Genomic DNA, 16,472 nt, shown 5'->3' with positions numbered 1-16,472 from the left:
GATGGCCTGGTCGCGCGACGAGATGGCGGCCCGGGCGGCCGGCGAGCTGCGGGACGGCGAGTACGTGAACCTCGGGATCGGTTTGCCGACGCTCGTCCCCAATCACCTCCCGCCCGGCTCGGCGGTCACGCTGCAGGCCGAGAACGGGATCCTCGGCGTCGGCCCGTTCCCGCACGACGACGAGGTGGACCCGGACCTGATCGACGCGGGCAAGCAGACCGTGACGGTCGTCCCCGGGGCGTCGTACTTCGACTCCGCGACCAGCTTCGCGATGATCCGCGGCGGCCACATCGACGTCGCGATCCTCGGCGGCATGCAGGTCTCGGCGTACGGCGACCTCGCCAACTGGCTCGTCCCCGGTGCCGTGGTGAAGGGGATGGGCGGCGCGATGGACCTGGTCAACGGCGCCCGCCGCGTCGTCGTCCTGATGGAACACCGCACCCGCACGGGCGCCGCCAAGCTCGTCGGAACGTGCACCCTGCCGCTCACCGGCCGCCGCGTTGTTCACCGCATCGTCACCGATCTGGCCGTGCTGGAACCAGCCGGCGGCACCTTCCGCCTGGTCGAGCTCGCACCCGGCGTCTCCCGGCCCGAACTCGAAGCGGCGACCGCAGCCCCGATCACCTGACGCGACTGGTAGACCCACGCGCGCTACGCAGCCGCTTGTTTCGTCGCTTCGCTGCTCAGCGCACCTGCTCCGGCCGGTCACCGCCCGTTTCCTCCCCGCCCCGTGTCATCACCGGGTGAGTGTGTCGAACGGGGCAAAGAACATCTGATGATAGTCAACCTCCACCCGATGAGTTGCCCCGTTCACCCATTCGCTCATTCCACATCAGCTTCCGGGGCTGTTGTAGGTGCGGGTCATTCGGTTGAAGAAGGCCAGGCCGATGGTGAAGACGAGTAGGCCGGCGCACGGTGAGAGCTCGGCCGGCCATGCCGGGATCGGGAGTTCGTCGGTGCGGTCGAGGAGAACGACGGCGGGCAGGTAGGCGATGAAGGCCATCGGGAAGACGAAGGTGAGGGAGAGGAACCCCCAGCGGCTGAACATCGTCAAGGGATAGCCGCTGAACCGCGTGATGGTGTCGTCGGCGAGGACCCGCAGCGAAATGGTGGACGTCAGGCGGAAGGACAGCCCGGCCAGCAAGGTCTGCATCCCGGTCTCGACCAGTCCACCACCGACGATCGCGGCGATCAGGAAGGCCACTTTCCCCGGCGTCCAGGAGACCGCGGACTGCGGGGCGAAGATCGCCAGCGCCCCGAAACCGAGGAGCGCGTCACCGAGCGCCATCAGGGGCGCGTACCGGGTCACGACCTGCAGGTAGACCCCGGCCGGGCGCAGCAGGAAGCGATCGACATCGCCCTGCTGGACTGCTTGATCGATCATCACCAGCGGGCCGAACGGCACGACGTAGACGGCGTGCGCGGCCAGTCGCAGCGCGAAGAGGAACGCTACGTCGTTGAGCCGCCAGCCGTGAATGACCTGGAACTTCGACAGCAGGACGCCGATGAACAACAGTTGCGTACCCTGGAGCGCCAGTCCGCCGACGATCGACGAGAGGAAGCTCGCGCGGTACGAGATCGCGGCGCGCCAGGCTGCTCGTAGCAGGATCCGGCTCGCGCGGACATCCTCTCGGAGCGTCGTGAGCACCTCAGCCACCCAGAACCACGACCTTGTGGACCGCGCGTCCCCAGACCAGTTGCAGGAGCAGGAGGAGTACGAGCACCCAGCCTGCCTGGATCGCCAGCGTGCCGAGCAGCTCGGCCCCGTCCCTGGTCCCGAACCAGATGGACAGCGGCGCGTAGATCTGCGCCTGGAACGGCAACCAGCTGATGATCGGTTGCAGCCATCCGGGCATGAACCACAGTGGAATCAGCGCCCCGGAGAGGAACGCCGACCCGAACCTGTAGAGGATCATGATGCCGCCGATCTCGAGGGTCCAGAAGGCCGTCATGGACACCAGCAGGTTGATGGTCATGATGTTGCCGACGCCGAGCACCGTCGACACGATGAAGGCCAGCAGATCGGGCAGGTTGTCCGGGCCCTTCACCCCGCCGAGGGCGAGGCCGGTGATCAGGCCCGCGGCGCCGATCGGAAGCCTGCCGACCATCGTGCCGAGGGCCTGAGCGAGGTTCTGGCTGATCAGCGATCGCGGCCGCATGATGTCCACGCCGATCTGGCCCCGCATGACGCGCAGCGGCAGCGACGAGAACTGCCAGGGCATCACGACGGCCTGGACGGCGGCAGCCAGTACGGCGTACGCGACCGCGGTGGAGCTGCCGACCCCGGCCACCTGGTCGTGGCCGTCGTACAGCACGCGCCACACGACGACGGTCAGCACGACCTGGATGACCATGCCCACCACGCCGAACAACAGGTCGGCACGGTAGACGAGGACCGATCGATACCCCGCCCGGTAGAAACCGCGCACCCCGCGGACGCGCGTCGCCAACGTGTCAGTCGGCATCGGACGTCCGCTCCGTGTACAGCAACCTGATCACGTCCTCCAGGTCCGGCTCCAGTACGGACAGATCGATGATCGGGTACCGCGAGGTGAGGTCGTGGATGACTTTCGGTGCGGCCGTCGCCCCGGGGTCGAACCGCAGCGTCGCCTTGACCGTGTCGGCCGAGACCACGCGCGCGAACGGTGACGTGATCGTCGACGCGTCGAAATCGGTGCAGTGCACGACGATGTCCCGGCTCGCCACGTACTGCGCCTTGAGCGTCTCGACGTCGCCCTCGTACAGGATCTTCCCGTGGTCGATGATCACCACGCGCCGGCAGAGTCGCTCGACGTCGTCCATGTCGTGGGTGGTCAGGATCACGGTCGTACCACGGACGGCGTTGATCTCCGCGACGAACTCCCGGATCTTGCCCTTGGCAACGACATCGAGTCCGACGGTCGGCTCGTCGAGGTACAGGATCGGCGGGGCGTACAGCATCGCCGCGACCAGGTCGCCGCGCATCCGCTGACCGAGGGACAGCGATCGCACCGGGGTGTCGATGAACTCGTCGAGGTCCAGCAGTTCGCTGAACTCTCCCAGCCGGGTCCGGTAGACCGCCGGATCCATCGTGTAGAGGTCCCTGATGATCTCGAACGACGCCCGCAACGGAAGGTCGTACCAGAGTTGGGTTCGCTGCCCGAAGACGACGCCGACGCTGCGGGCGTTCCGGCGCCGGTCGCGCCAGGGGACCTGGCCGGCGACCGTGACGGTACCGGCGGTGGGGACCAGGATTCCGGTCAGCATCTTGATCGTGGTGGACTTGCCGGCACCGTTCGGGCCGAGGAATCCGATCAGCTCGCCTTCGTCGATGCCGAAACTGATCCCGTCGACAGCCTTGGTGATCTTGCGAGTGCGCGCGAACAGCGACCGCGTCCCCGCGAAACGCCCGGGCCGGATGTCGGGCCGGGAGAATTCCTTCGTCAGTCCGGACACCTCGATGATGGGAGGCATTACGGTCGCGCCTGTCGGAGCAGGTCGCCGTGCCCAGCGCAGGGAGTCACGCGTGCGTCCAACCTTCCGCCGATCCTTGAGCCGCTGGACTATACCAGCGGCCCTCCGGCCTCAGCACGCGAATTCCGGGCGCCGGTCAATCACGCGTACCTTCCGCCTGTTCGGGTCACTGGGTGCGCTGGTAGGTCAGCTTCACGACGGTCCGGTCGAAGGTCTGGCTGTCCACCAGTTCCAGCGCGGGACGCTGCGCAAGACCTTCGAACAGGGATCGACCGCCACCCAGCGCTGCCGGGTGCACATAGATCTGGAACTCGTCCACGAGGTTCGCGCTGGTCAAGGTCGTGATCACCTCGCCGCTACCGAGCAGGTAGACGTCACCGGTGACGCCGCGGCGAAACCCGTCCAGGGCCCCGAGGTCGCGCAGCACGGTGGTGTCCGGGTCGGCCGTCGTCAACGCCCTGGAGAACACGCCTTTCGGCATCGACTTCCAGACCTTCGCGTACTCGATCAGCCAGGGATGGTTGCCCGGATCCTGGTCCGCGGTCGGCCAGTACGCCGCCATCCCCTCGTACGTCCGGCGCCCGTACAAGAATGCCCCGGCCGCGCGGTGCTCGGTGACGAAGTGTTCGTGCAGTTCGTCCTTGACGGCGAACCAGTCGAGCTCGCCGTCCGGCCCGGCGGTGCGTCCGTCCAGCGAAACCTGGACCGAAACCACGATCCTGTGATCAGACATGTTGTGCTCCCTGGAAGTTGTTCCGACGCGCACTGGTCGGAGCCGACCCGGTGGCCTTGACATCGACCGACGCCAGCGGTCCTCGGTGCTGTATTCACGGTGGTCGTTGGGTGTTGTCATGGGTTTGTGGGTGATGAGGAGTTCCTTGAGTTCGGTGGGCCGCGTTTGCCGCGCTGGGGCCGGATCGGTGGGCTGTTGGTGGTGGCGGTTGCGGTCGTGGTGCTTCTCGTTGTCCGGGTGCGGGGCGGGCACCGTACGGCGCCCCATGTCGCGGTCGGCCCGTCGCAACCGGTCGCCGAATCTCCGACGTCCGCGGCGCCGTGGCCGACGGTGCAGGGAGCCTGCGCGTCGGAGCCTGCCCTGGCGGTCGTGTCGAGCACGCCGGTGAAGGAGCGAACTGGGATCCGGGTGCTTCTGGGCGGGGATCGTCTCCGTACGGTCGACTTCGACAGCGGCTCTGTCGCAGCCGTCGACGGGCTGCGGTCGGGTGAGTTCGGCGAGGTTCGTGATGGCGGCTTGGTTGCGACGAGTACCTGCGAGCCGGGAGGGTCCAGGATCCTGCGGCTCGGTGCCGGCCGGCGGGTCGGTGTTGCCGGCTCGCTCGGGTCCTTGGAGGGTTTGCTGACTGGTGTCGGCGGCGCCTGGGTGGTGTCGTTCCCTCCTGATACCGATCATGGGGACGGTTTTGTCAGGCGGTTGGATTCAGCTCACTGGACGCGGCTGCCCGTCGGCTTCTCTCCGTACGTGGCGAGCGGTGACGTGCTGGTCGGCCTCCTGGAACCGAGTCAGTCGGGGCCGCCCAGCCGATTGGTGCTGGTCAGCGCGATCACCGGCCGGACACTCGCAGATCTCGGGCAGGACGCGCAGCCGGTCGCGACCGGGATCGGCGAGGTCGTCTGGACAACCGGCTGCGAGCCGATCAGCGACAGTCCCTGCGATCTCCACCGCCGTTGGCTCGGCAGCGGCTTGACTACGACGTACCGCTTGCCCCGCCCGACGTGCTGCGGTGAGGCCGGCGTTGTCAGCCCCGACGGAAAGCTGGTCGCCTTCCTGCTCGAACGCGCCGCGAACGATCCGAGGTACCAGAGCCACCCGCTGCGGCCGAGCGACGTCGCGGTTCTGCACCTCGACAGCGGTCGGCTGGAGATCGTGCCGGGGATCGAGCTACCTCCGAAGGGTTCCCCTGGGCTGGCGTTCTCGGCGGACGGGCGCTGGTTGGCGATCGCCCTCGATGCGGGTTCACGCATCCGCTTGCTGGCGTGGCGATCCGGCCTACAACTCCCGTATGAAACGAATGCGATCCCCGGCCAGGCGTGGTGGAAGGCGTCCGTCGCCGTGCTCGAGCGGGGTTAGTTCCCGGCGTTCGCGGTGTCTGTACGACGATGGGCAGGCCCAGACCGGGATGCGGGAAGGTGGATGTGTTGACGGGCGACTTGATCTCGAGGGCGCGAGGTGGTGACGGCGACGCGTTTCGGGCGTTGACCGAACCTCACCGCCGCGAATTGTCTGTGCATTGCTACCGCATGCTGGGCTCGGTGCAGGACGCGGAGGACGTCGTACAGGAGACGCTGGTGGCCGCGTGGCGGGGTCTCGACGGCTTCGGGGAGCGGGCGTCGATTCGGACGTGGCTGTACCGGATCGCGACCAACCAGTGCCTCAACGCGCTGCGTGCGGCGCGGAGGCGCCCGGCGAAGGCGTGGGACATTCCTGGGGTCGAGCCGCCTGAGCCGACCCGGCTCGGCGAGGTTGTGTGGCTCGGGCCGTATCCCGATGCGCTGATGGAGGGGGCGCTGGGTCTACCTGTCGGCCCGGAGGCCCGTTACGAGCAGAGCGAGTCCATCTCGTTGGCGTTCGTTGCGGCGTTGCAGGTGTTGCCGCCGCGCCAGCTCGCGGTACTGATCCTTCGCGACGTCCTCGGGTTCCGGGCGAGTGAGGTCGGCGAGATGCTGGATGCGACGCTGCCGTCGGTCAACAGCGCGCTCAGGCGGGCGCGAACGAGTTTGGAAGAGCAACGTACGCGCTGGCAACGGCAGGAGACTCCGGTGGCTTCGGGATCGCCGGCGGAAGACGCGATCGTGGCGCGGTTCGTCCGGGCGTACGAATCTGCCGATGTCGATGCGCTGGTGGACTTGTTCACCGACGACGTCTTCGTGGCGATGCCGCCGATGCCGTACGAGTACGAGGGGCGGGAGCTCGCCGCCCGATTCCTGGAGTTGCTGTTCGGCAGCGGCCGTCAGTACAGCCTGGTGAGCACGCGCGCCAACGGACAGCCTGCCTTCGGCGCGTACGTTCTGGGTGCCGACGGCGTCCGTCACGCGACCGGGCTGTTCGTCATCACGATCGCGGGTGAGCACATCAGCGCGATGGCCCGATTCGAGAACGGTGTCTTCGAGCAGTTCGGGCTGCCGTTGTCGCTGCCCCAGCGCTCACTTCCTGGTTGATCCGGTGTCTGGCCATGCAGTGCAACCGAAAACAAGGAGAGCTGCCATGGGAAAGATCGTGATCTCGACGAACGTCTCACTCGACGGCGTCGTACAGGATCCGGACGGCCAGGAGGGTTTCAGGCTCGGCGGTTGGTTCGACCAGTTCGCGGGAGCGGACCGTGGACCGTGGGTCGACATCCTCACCGAGGAGGCGCTGGGTGCGGAAGCGTTGCTTCTCGGCCGGCGCAGCGACGAGTGGTTCGCGTCGCGGTGGCTCAGCCGCACCGGCGAGTGGGCCGACAAGTTGAACAGCATGCCGAAGTACGTCGTGTCCTCGACTCTCGAACATCCGCGCTGGGGCAACGGCATCGTGCTGAACGACGACGTCGTAGCGGCGGTCTCGAAGGTGAAGCAGGAGGTCGAGGGGGAGATCATCGTCTACGCCAGCTATCAGCTGGTACGTGCTCTCATCGAGCATCACCTGGTCGACGAGCTGCGGTTGTTCGTCCTCCCGGTCGTACTCGGCGAGGGGAAGCGCCTGTTCGACGGAACGGGTGCCGAGGTGCCGCTGCACCTCGTCGACACCCGCACCATCGGCGAGGGGATTGCGAACCTCAACTACGAGGTCGCCTGGTAGCGGGTCCGCCTTATGCTGGCCGTCATGATCACGAGCAGGGAAGATGTTCGGGCCGAGCTCGAGCGGCTTCGGGGCAGCATCGACAACATCGACGCGGCGATCGTCTACATCCTGGCCGAGCGGTTCAAGTACACGCAGCAGGTCGGGCGACTCAAGGCCGAGCACGTACTGCCGCCGGCCGATGCCGAGCGCGAGGCAAGTCAGATCGCGCGGCTGCGCCGGCTCGCGGAGGACGCGAAGCTCGATCCGGCGTTCGCGGAGAAGCTGCTCGGGTTCATCATCAGCGAGGTCATCCGCCACCACGAGCAGATCGCGGCCGATTCAGTGAACAGGTCCGCGCTGCCGGAAGACCACCCAGCGTAGGGCGCAGTACATGAAAACGCCCTCGCTGAGGCCGGCCGCGATCCGCGCGAGGTGGTACTCGACGCCGAGCGCCGACAGGCCGGTCCCGAGGCCGAGGATCAGGACGACGTAGTTGACCACGACAACGACCACGTACTTCGCGAACTGCGGCCCGACCGGAGCGTGCGACCGGAAGTTGAACGCCCGGTTGAGCACGTAGCTCAACGCGAACGCCGAGCTGTACGCGATCGTGATCGCCAACCACAACGGCAAGTGCACCCACGACCGCAACACCGTCAACAGCCCGAGATCGACGCAGAACGTGAACCCGTTGATCAGCGCGAACCCGACGAGACTCGGTGGCAGCTGCCCAGGGAGTCGCCGAACCACAGCACCGGTGAAAGCCGCAAACCGCTCACTGGCAGGCCTGGCTGCCACGTGGGTCGTCGTTGCCACGCAACCCAGTGTCCCGGTTCACCCAAACCGGCCGTCACCCGGGTGTTGATCTCGGTCAGTCCACCGAGCTGATGCGGTGCTCCGTGGCGTCGAAGGTGAAGCTGTCGCCGGCGCGCAGGCCCTTGATCGCGTCGTACAGCGGCGCGTCCGTGGTCATCCCCTCGTACGTCACGCCGTCGCACTCGAACGTCGAGCTGACCACGCCGACGACGTAGTGGTTGTCGTCCAGTACGACGATCGCGCCCGGCCGGACCTCGTCCGCCGGACCGAAGTCGAGCTGCTCGGCGACCGCGACGGTGTTGTGCTCCCGCTCCTCGACGTGTTCGAACAGCCCACCGAGGTCAGCGGCCTCGTCGGACTGGGACTGGTCGTCGACCGAGAAGACGGTGTCGGGGTCGAGCCGGGCGGCCGAGTCCTCGCGGCCGACCGCGGCGCCGGTCGCGCGCAGGTGCGCCTCGAGGTGCGCCAGCAGCGCATCCTTGACCCGCAGCTTCGCCTTGCTGTCCATGGCGCACCCTCTCGTCGATCGTTGCCGGACCCCGTACCAGTGTTGCGCACAACGGCGCGCTTGCGTACGTGTTCTCGACGGTCATCCTGGCCGCGACCGTCAACCTGGTCGCCGGAATCGCCTCGAGTTGAGGTCGCGGCCCGGACACGGCGGACTCAGCCCGCGAGCGTGAGCGTGCCGGTCGCCTTGTTGATCGTTGCCCCGAGCACCTTGCTGTCCTGGAGCGATCCGGCCACCGAGAACTCGACGTCGGCGGCGTTCCGGCCGGCGAAGCCGACGTACCGGGTGGCGACCCAGCGGGTCGTGCTGCCGCTGCGGTACGTGTAGACGACCGTGCTCTCCCGCAGCGGGCCCTGCTCGGTGGTCGACTTCGTCGTCACTGTCGACGTACCGAGGATGCGCAGGCCGCGGGTGCCCTTGAGCGACTTGATCTTCTGGTTGAGGGCGGTGATCGTCCCGATGTTCCCGTTGTACGCCGTGTCGATCCGGATCATCCGGTTGTGCGCAGCGTCGTCGAAACGCGCGTGCCACGTGGACAGCTGGACGAGCCGCCAGGTCGACGGCAGGAGGGCCCACGCGTGGTTGCCCTCGGTGGTGTGGTTGAAATACCGCACCTTGTAGGTCACGGCCGAGCTGTTGCTGGTCGCAACGGACTGCGTGGCCGCGTGGCTCGGCAGCGCTCCGCCGACGACGAGTGCGCCCGCACCCGCCAGCGCCGCCATACCGGTCAGGATTCGCTTCATCATGTGTTTCCCCCAAGTTCAGCGCGGCCCCCCGTTGGGCAGCGCATCCGTTGAGACTCCCTGGAGCGGCGAAAGGTTGAGTACGACTTCCGAGTTGTTGACCACGGACAGTTGTGAACTTCATACTGCTTCCACCGCCAGTCGGCGGGCTGTGGGGGCAGCTGGGGATTCATGGGGAACGAGGGGGGCACGCTGTGCATGCCTGGAAGTTGATACGTGCTGCGCTGATCACGGGGATTCTCGGTACGTCGCTGGCGGTACCGGCGACGGCGATGGCCGACGATCCGCCCACCAGCGCGGTCGACGTCAGTACGACGACACCGAGCCCGGGGGAGACGTTCACCGTCACGCAGACGGTCTACAACGCGGCCACCGTCCCGCTCCTGGCCGGTAAGGCGGCGCTGTACGCCGTCGGGGCCAACCTGACCGACTGGCTCGAGCTGGTTGGTTGCACCGGGGCATCGGCGGGATGCGGGGTCTACAACGGGGAGGAGTTCCGCGCAGGCTTCGGCGACGTACAGCCGGGGGAGAGCCGGACGGTGGTGTGGACGTTGCGGGCGAAGGACAGCCCGGCGCCGGGGTCCTTCGTGCTGGCGCACGCGTTCATCGGTGACAACTACGCGTTCATGGGGATCGCCGGCCCGACGATCTCGATCACGCCGCTGGCGGCAGACGTCGCGGTGTCGCTGACCGCGTCGGTACGGAACCTGGTGACCGCGAGGATCACGTACACGATCACGGTCAAGAACAACGGGCCGCGCGACGCGTCCGGGATCCGGGTCGTCGGCACCTATCCGGCCGGACTGGTCTATGCGAGCTCGACCTGTACACGGGTCGGTACGACGCGATCGGTCAACTGTGACATCGCGTCGCTGGCGGTCGGCGCGAGTACGACTCGTACCTTGTCGGCCGACACCACCCTGCTCACGGTCGGTTCGCTGACCGCGACCGCGCAGCGGACGGCCAGCTCGCCGGACGACCCGGTGGCGACGAACGACAAGGCCAGCAAGACCTGCTCGGCGCTGACCGGGCTGATCGTGCGCTGCTGACAACCAACTGATTCACCGACGACGGCCGGCGGCCGCGGGTTCTCGAGTCCCGCGGTCGCCGGCTGTTTGTTGCTTACGGCCTTGCATCGAGGGGGCGGTGAGGTTTACGGTCCGGGTTAACGTTTAAGTGAGTGTTAGTGAGCACTTCTTCGAAACTTGGAGCAACTATGATCAGTCGGCGGCGGTTTCTGCAGGTAACCGGGGCAGCCATCGGCGCCTCGACGCTGGCAGCCTGCGGGGACGGTGGAGCCTCGAGCGGGGGTGCGAAGGCGTCGAGCGAGCTCAAGCTGCCGACGTACAAGCCGTTCGAAGGGCTGCACCCGGACCTCCCGGGGGCCGAGTCAGGCCTCGAGCCCGGGTTCCTGAAGTTCCCGGCGGACGCGGTGTCGAGCGTGAAGGCGCCGCCGCTCAAGAACGCGGTGACCGCGCTCACGGAGACGTTCGCGACTCCGCCGCCGCCGATGGGCAGCAACCCGATGTGGCAGGCGCTGAACCAGGCGCTCGGCGCCGAGCTCAGGCTCACCATCGGCACCGACCCGGGCTACCCGGAGAAGTTCGCCACGCTGCTGGCGAGCGACTCGCTGCCGGACCTGATGTGGCTGCCGCCGAACCAGGGCATCCCGAACGTCGGCCCGATGCTCGAGGCGAAGTTCCAGGACCTGACCAAGTACCTGTCCGGCGACGCCGTGCTGGAGTACCCGAACCTGGCCGCGCTGAAGCCGGCGTCCTGGCGGACAGCCGTTGTCAACGGCAAGATCTGGGGCGCGCCCATCCCTTCCACGCCGTTCGGCCAGGTGATGATGGGCAACCCCCGCACGTGGCAGAAGGTCGGTGGACTGCAGTGCTCCACGGCCGACGAGTTCTTTGCCAAGTGCAAGGAGCTGTCCAACGGTACGAACTATGCGCTCGAGCCGGCCATCATCAACATGCTGCACATGTTCGGCGAGTGGTTCGGGGCCCCGACCAGCTGGCGGGTGAACCAGGACCGGTCGCTCACCCACATGTACGAGACCGACAACTACAAGGCCGCCGTCCAGTACGCCGCCAAACTGTGGGCCGCGAAGGTGTTCTACCCGGACCTCAACCTCGCCGACGCGACACCGAAGACCGTGAACGGCCAGATCGCCGCGCAGGTCGTGGTCGGGCCGCGGGCGACCGCCGACTTCCGCAACCTCGACCCGACGCTGTTCGTGGACACGATGATCCCGTTCGGCCACGACGGCAAGGCGAAGCCGGTCTACGACATGGGCTACGGCACGGTCGGGTTCACGCCGTTCAAGAAGACCGACGAGGGCCGGATCCGCGAGCTGCTCGCGCTGATGGACTACCTGTCGGCGCCGTTCGGCACCAAGGAGTACCTGATCAAGAACTTCGGCGTCGAGGGCCAGCAGTACACCTTGGACGCGCAGAAGAACCCGGTACTGACCAAGGCCGGCAACCAGCAGGCGCCCGGCCTGGTCAGCGCGCTGCAGATCATGAATTCGCCGGAAAGCGTGATCTTCAACCCGGCGTTCCCGGACGACACCCAGAAGATCTACGAGACCGAGCAGAAGCTGCTGAAGTTCGCGATGCGGAACCCGACCGCGCGCACGTACTCCGACACCAGCTCGAAGGTCGGCCCGAAGCTGACGTCGGCGTTCCGCGACACCATCGTCGACATCGTCACCGGCCGGCAGAAGATGGACGCGTACGACGCGGCGCTGAAGCGCTGGAAGTCCGGCGGCGGTGACAAGATGCGCGACGAGTTCGCGGCCGTACTGCCGGCGAGCGTTCCGGTCACCGGGTCCTGATCGATGCTGAAGGCCAACTCCTACAAGCGGCAGGCCAGGAACGGCCTGCCGCTGAAGGCGAAATGGGCGCGGGACTGGCAGATGGTGCTGCTGATGATCCCCGGCGTCGTGTTCCTGCTGGTGTTCTTCTACCTGCCGGTGATCGGCAACGTGGTCGCGTTCCAGGACTTCCAGCCGTACCTCGGGATCATGCACAGCGAGTGGAACGGCCTGCAGAACTTCGTCAACCTCTACGACAACCCGGACTTCTGGGACGCGTTGCGGAACACGCTTCTGCTGGCCGGTGTGCAGTTGCTGCTGTTCTTCCCGGTACCGATCGGACTCGCGCTGATCGTCGACTCGCTGGTCAGCAACCGTTTCCGGAAATGGTTCCAGACGATCGCGTACCTGCCGCACTTCCTGTCCTGGGTGCTGGTCGTGACCCTGTTCCAGCAGTCGCTCGGCGGGGCAGGGTTCATCAACAACCTGCTCCGGCACGCTGGGCTGAGCCCGATCCCGTTCATGACCAACCCGGACACCTTCCCGCTGCTCGTGGTAGCGCAGCTGATCTGGAAGGACGCCGGCTGGGCGATGATCATCTTCCTCGCGGCGCTGACCACTGTGGATGTGTCTTTGTACGAAGCCGCTGCGGCGGACGGCGCCGGGCGCTGGCGGCGGATGTGGCACATCACGCTGCCGTCGCTGCGGACCGTCATCGTGCTGCTGCTGATCCTGCGGATCGGCGACATCCTCAGCGTCGGGTTCGAACAGTTCATCCTGCAACGCGATTCGGTCGGCCCGGGCGCCGCCGAAGTACTGGATACGTTCACGTACTACGCGGGTGTGGTCGGTGGTGACTGGAGCAGCGGCGCCGCGGCCGGCCTGGCGAAGGGTGTTGTCGGCGCGCTCCTGTTGTGGGGTGCGAACTCACTCGCACACCGCCTCGGCGAACCCGGAATCTTCCAGAAACGGGGCGTTTCATGAGACCGGTGTGGAAAGAGAACCCGTCGCCTGGCTACAACGCGATCAAGGCCGTCATCCTCGGCGGGTTCGCGCTGGCGATCGTGATCCCGATCCTGGTCGTGATCTCCACCTCGCTCGCGAGTGACAAGGACATCATCAACGCGGGTGGCTACGTGCTGTGGCCGTCGCATCCGACGTTCAAGGCGTACCAGACGCTGTTCTCCGGCGGACTGATGGGCCGGGCGATTCTCGTGAGTGTCTTCGTCACCATCGTCGGTACGGCGATCGCGCTGGCGGTGACGATCGCACTCGCGTACGCGACCTCGCGGCCGGTGCTGTTCGGGCGGCCGGTGTTGTTGATGGTGTTGTTCACGTTGCTGTTCGCGCCCGGCATCATCCCGATGTTCCTGGTGGTGAAGCAACTCGGGTTGCTGGACAGCCTGTGGTCGCTGATCCTCCCGGGCGCCCTCGGTGCCTTCAACTTCGTTGTCCTGCGCACCTTCTTCATGAACGTACCGGGTGAGCTGCTGGAGAGCGCCCGGATCGACGGCGCCAGCGACTTCACCATCCTGCGCCGGATCATCATGCCGCTGTCGAAGGCGGTGATCGCGGTCGTCGGGCTGTTCTACGCGGTCGGGTTCTGGAACGCGTTCTTCAACGCGCTGCTCTACCTGAACGACACGTCGAAGTGGCCGGTCCAGGTGATCCTGCGGACGTACGTCCTGCAGGGCAAGTCGCTGTCCGCGGACCAGCTCGGCGTGCACCCGCCGCCGCAGCCCCAGTCCCTGCAGATGGCCGTCGTGGTCGTCGCCCTGGTACCGATCGCGATGGTGTACCCGTTCCTCCAACGGCACTTCACCAAGGGCGTCATCACCGGCGCCGTCAAGGGCTAGGGCATAAGCTCGGTTCATGTCCTCACCTTTGGCCGAACGGCCGACGCTGCGGATGGTGGCGAAGGAGGCTGGTGTCTCGGTCGCGACCGTGTCGTACGTGCTGTCCGGACGGCACCGCAGCCACACGATCAAGGACTCGACCGCGGACCGGGTCCGCGAGGCCGCGTCGCGCCTGGGCTACCGGCGCAACGACGCGGCCCGCGCGATCCGGACCGGCAAGTCGGACCTGGTACTGCTCTCGTTGAGCTACCTCGCGGACCCGTGGTCGCAGGCGGTCGCGGCCACGGTGAGTACGGCGGTCACCCCGCTCGGCAAGACCGCGCTGATCGTCGCGGACGGCGACTGGCGGACCGTGCTGTCGAACCGGACGCCGGACGTGATCTTCATCGACAGCATCAAGCCGGACCCGTCGCAGGCCGAGGAGCTCGCCGCGTTCGCCGCACAGGGCGTGCAGATCGTCGTGTTCAGCGAAACCCTGGAGCCGCAGGGTTTCGACGTGATCCGGTCCGGCGCCGAGCCGCGCTGCCACCTCGCGGTCGAGCACCTGCTCGAACACCACGACCGGGTCGGCGCGCTCACCTCCCGGACGACGGGATTCGCCCGCTTCGACGCGTACGTCAACACGCTCCGCGCGGCCGGTAAGCCGATCGACAGCGACCACATCGAGGTCTTCGAGCAGCACCCGGAGGGCGCGTACCGGGCCGCGATGGCGCTGCTGTCCAAGCCCGATCGGCCGACCGCGCTGTACTGCACGACCGACTTCGCCGCGATCGCCGCGGTCCGGGCGGCGCACCGGCTGCGGATCGACGTACCGCGGGACCTGGCGATCGTCGGCGTCGGGAACACGCCCGAGGGCGAGACGCTGGACCCGTCGCTGTCCACGGTCGGGCCGGTCGGCTTCAACGAGGCGCTCGCCAACATCATCGTCGGCCGGCTGACCGACCGTGAGGGCGCACCTGGCGAGGTATTCGATTTCCCCTGGCAACTGATCGTGCGGGAGTCTTCTTGAGGCCCAACGTCGTACTGATCTGTGTCGACGAGTGGCGGGGCGACGCGTTGTCGTGCGCCGGTCACCCGTACGTCGAGACGCCGCATCTTGACGAGCTGGCGCGCAACGGGATCCGGTTCAGCCGCGGGTACTCCGCGACGCCGACGTGCGTACCGGCTCGAGTCGCGTTGTTCACCGGGCAGTCGCAGGAGCGGCACGGGCGGGTCGGGTACACCGACGGCGTGCCGTTCGGCGTCGCGCATCCGGTGACGATGCAGGGCGAGTTCCGGCGGGCGGGGTACCACACGCAGGCGATCGGGAAGATGCATGTCTGGCCGGAGCGGGCGCGGCTCGGGTTCGACGATGTCGTACTGCACGACGGGTTCCTGCATCACTCGCGGCGTTCGTATCGGCAGCAGTTCGGGTTCTTCGACGACTACGTGCCGTGGTTGCGGCGGCAGCCGGGGGTGTCGCCGGACGCGGAGTACTTCGACCACGGGGTGAACTGCAACTCGGTGGTGGCGCGGCCGTGGGACAAGGCGGAGGAGCTGCACCCGACGTCCTGGGTGGGTACGCAGACGATCGAGTGGCTGTACCGGCGGGATCCGACCCGGCCGTTCTTCCTGTACCTGTCGTTCCATCGGCCGCATCCGCCGTACGACCCGCCGGCGTGGGCGTTCGACCGGTACGACGCGTTGCCGCCGTACGAGCGTGAGCTGGGGGACTGGGAAGGCGACTGGGACTCCTTTCGGCGGGACGGGGACTACCAGGCGTCGATCGGGGATCTGCCGGACCGGGTGGTGCATCGGGCGCGGGCCGGGTACTACGGGTTGATGGCGCAGCTCGACCTGCAGGTCAACCGGATCCGCGAGGCGCTCGTCGACTTCGGGGTGTACGACGACACGATCATCGCGTTCACGTCCGACCACGGCGAGATGATGGGCGACCACCGGATGTTCCGGAAGTCGGTACCGTACGAAGGGTCGGCGCGGGTGCCGTTCATTGTCGCCGACCGTGCCTCGGCTTCTTCGGTCCGGGGAGGCGTCGTAGATCAGGTGGTGGAGTTGCGGGACGTGATGCCGACGTTGCTCGACCTTGCCGGCGTACCGGTGCCGCCGTCGGTGGACGGGGTGTCGCTGGCGCCGTTCCTGCGTGGGGATGCCCCTGCGGTGCGGGAGTGGTTGCACGGTGAGCATCTGCACTTCGATCAGTCCCTGCAGTGGGTGACCGACGGGAAGATCAAGTACGTGTGGGGATCGGAACGGGGCGTGGAGCAACTGTTCGACCTCGAGGCCGATCCGGGTGAGCTGCACAACCTGGTGCCGTCCCGGCCCGAACTGCTTGACCTGTGGCGGTCGCGTCTCGTCCAGGACCTGACCGGTCGCGAGGAGGGCTTCGTCGCCGACGGCGAGCTGGTCACCGGTCGGCCGGTCACTCCGATCCTCAACCACACAAGGGAAAGAATTGCTCAAGCCACCGGGTGAAGGCTGGTCGCCGGTCGACGCCGGCGAGTCC

At 67.2% G+C, this 16,472-nt stretch carries 18 protein-coding genes; 11 read left to right on the top strand and 7 right to left on the bottom strand.

Annotation, left to right across the window (positions count from 1 at the left end):
* Position 1: 1 nt before the first annotated feature.
* Entirely contained in the window at positions 2–628 is a 627-nt protein-coding gene (locus ACZ5BU_RS18790; RefSeq protein ID WP_465700455.1) for a 3-oxoacid CoA-transferase subunit B, read from the top strand.
* 204 nt (positions 629–832) lie between these two features.
* Here ACZ5BU_RS18790 and ACZ5BU_RS18785 read toward each other — a convergent pair whose 3' ends face one another.
* The 4 genes from ACZ5BU_RS18785 to ACZ5BU_RS18770 form a co-directional block, all read right to left on the bottom strand.
* On the bottom strand, positions 833–1,657 hold the full coding sequence (locus ACZ5BU_RS18785) for an ABC transporter permease (RefSeq protein ID WP_465700453.1): 825 nt from the start codon (positions 1,655–1,657) through the stop codon (positions 833–835).
* On the bottom strand, positions 1,650–2,465 hold the full coding sequence (locus ACZ5BU_RS18780; RefSeq protein ID WP_465700451.1) for an ABC transporter permease: 816 nt from the start codon (positions 2,463–2,465) through the stop codon (positions 1,650–1,652). Before ACZ5BU_RS18780 ends, ACZ5BU_RS18785 begins: the two co-directional genes overlap by 8 nt.
* Positions 2,455–3,453 carry an ABC transporter ATP-binding protein gene (locus tag ACZ5BU_RS18775; protein ID WP_465700449.1) on the bottom strand — a complete coding sequence of 333 codons (999 nt, stop codon included), beginning with the start codon at positions 3,451–3,453 and terminating at the stop codon, positions 2,455–2,457. The genes ACZ5BU_RS18780 and ACZ5BU_RS18775 overlap by 11 nt, the downstream gene beginning before the upstream one ends.
* Positions 3,454–3,619: 166 nt before the next feature.
* The gene (locus tag ACZ5BU_RS18770) at positions 3,620–4,186 is read right to left on the bottom strand and encodes a dihydrofolate reductase family protein (RefSeq protein ID WP_465700447.1); all 567 of its coding nucleotides are present in this window, start codon (positions 4,184–4,186) and stop codon (positions 3,620–3,622) included.
* A 126-nt stretch (positions 4,187–4,312) separates the two neighbouring features.
* Between ACZ5BU_RS18770 and ACZ5BU_RS18765 the strand changes: the two genes are divergently transcribed.
* From ACZ5BU_RS18765 to ACZ5BU_RS18750, 4 genes are read left to right on the top strand one after another with little or no spacing between them, the layout of a single operon-like run.
* On the top strand, positions 4,313–5,539 hold the full coding sequence (locus ACZ5BU_RS18765; protein ID WP_465700445.1) for a TolB-like translocation protein: 1,227 nt from the start codon (positions 4,313–4,315) through the stop codon (positions 5,537–5,539).
* A gap of 29 nt (positions 5,540–5,568) precedes the next feature.
* Positions 5,569–6,627, top strand: a complete 1,059-nt coding sequence (locus ACZ5BU_RS18760; RefSeq protein ID WP_465700443.1) for a sigma-70 family RNA polymerase sigma factor — start codon at positions 5,569–5,571, stop codon at positions 6,625–6,627.
* A gap of 46 nt (positions 6,628–6,673) precedes the next feature.
* On the top strand, positions 6,674–7,246 hold the full coding sequence (locus tag ACZ5BU_RS18755; protein ID WP_465700441.1) for a dihydrofolate reductase family protein: 573 nt from the start codon (positions 6,674–6,676) through the stop codon (positions 7,244–7,246).
* 24 nt (positions 7,247–7,270) lie between these two features.
* Positions 7,271–7,609 (top strand): chorismate mutase, encoded by a 339-nt coding sequence (locus ACZ5BU_RS18750; protein ID WP_465700440.1) that lies wholly within the window; start codon positions 7,271–7,273, stop codon positions 7,607–7,609.
* Here ACZ5BU_RS18750 and ACZ5BU_RS18745 read toward each other — a convergent pair.
* The 3 genes from ACZ5BU_RS18745 to ACZ5BU_RS18735 form a co-directional block, all read right to left on the bottom strand.
* Complete coding sequence (locus ACZ5BU_RS18745; RefSeq protein ID WP_465700439.1) at positions 7,568–8,044, bottom strand: GtrA family protein; 477 nt, start codon at positions 8,042–8,044, stop codon at positions 7,568–7,570. The two genes, ACZ5BU_RS18750 and ACZ5BU_RS18745, sit on opposite strands and share 42 nt — an antisense overlap.
* A gap of 55 nt (positions 8,045–8,099) precedes the next feature.
* Positions 8,100–8,552, bottom strand: a complete 453-nt coding sequence (locus tag ACZ5BU_RS18740) for a hypothetical protein (RefSeq protein WP_465700437.1) — start codon at positions 8,550–8,552, stop codon at positions 8,100–8,102.
* Between the two features lie 155 nt (positions 8,553–8,707).
* Entirely contained in the window at positions 8,708–9,298 is a 591-nt protein-coding gene (locus tag ACZ5BU_RS18735; RefSeq protein ID WP_465700436.1) for a hypothetical protein, read from the bottom strand.
* Positions 9,299–9,489: 191 nt separating this feature from the next.
* Here ACZ5BU_RS18735 and ACZ5BU_RS18730 point away from each other — a divergent pair, with 191 nt between their 5' ends.
* From ACZ5BU_RS18730 to ACZ5BU_RS18705, 6 genes are all read left to right on the top strand, one after another.
* Positions 9,490–10,344, top strand: a complete 855-nt coding sequence (locus ACZ5BU_RS18730) for a hypothetical protein (RefSeq protein WP_465700434.1) — start codon at positions 9,490–9,492, stop codon at positions 10,342–10,344.
* A 167-nt stretch (positions 10,345–10,511) separates the two neighbouring features.
* On the top strand, positions 10,512–12,134 hold the full coding sequence (locus ACZ5BU_RS18725; protein ID WP_465700432.1) for a type 2 periplasmic-binding domain-containing protein: 1,623 nt from the start codon (positions 10,512–10,514) through the stop codon (positions 12,132–12,134).
* Between the two features lie 3 nt (positions 12,135–12,137).
* The gene (locus tag ACZ5BU_RS18720; RefSeq protein WP_465700430.1) at positions 12,138–13,097 is read left to right on the top strand and encodes an ABC transporter permease; all 960 of its coding nucleotides are present in this window, start codon (positions 12,138–12,140) and stop codon (positions 13,095–13,097) included.
* A complete protein-coding gene (locus ACZ5BU_RS18715; RefSeq protein WP_465700429.1) occupies positions 13,094–13,969 on the top strand; it encodes a carbohydrate ABC transporter permease in 876 nt (291 codons plus the stop codon). The genes ACZ5BU_RS18720 and ACZ5BU_RS18715 overlap by 4 nt, the downstream gene beginning before the upstream one ends.
* Before the next feature lie 16 nt (positions 13,970–13,985).
* A complete protein-coding gene (locus ACZ5BU_RS18710; RefSeq protein WP_465700427.1) occupies positions 13,986–14,978 on the top strand; it encodes a LacI family DNA-binding transcriptional regulator in 993 nt (330 codons plus the stop codon).
* The gene (locus tag ACZ5BU_RS18705; protein ID WP_465700425.1) at positions 14,975–16,441 is read left to right on the top strand and encodes an arylsulfatase; all 1,467 of its coding nucleotides are present in this window, start codon (positions 14,975–14,977) and stop codon (positions 16,439–16,441) included. The genes ACZ5BU_RS18710 and ACZ5BU_RS18705 overlap by 4 nt, the downstream gene beginning before the upstream one ends.
* Positions 16,442–16,472 lie beyond the last annotated feature (31 nt).

The organism is Kribbella sp. NPDC031520 (genome assembly GCF_055580825.1).
This window is presented reverse-complemented; position numbering and strand designations above follow the sequence as displayed.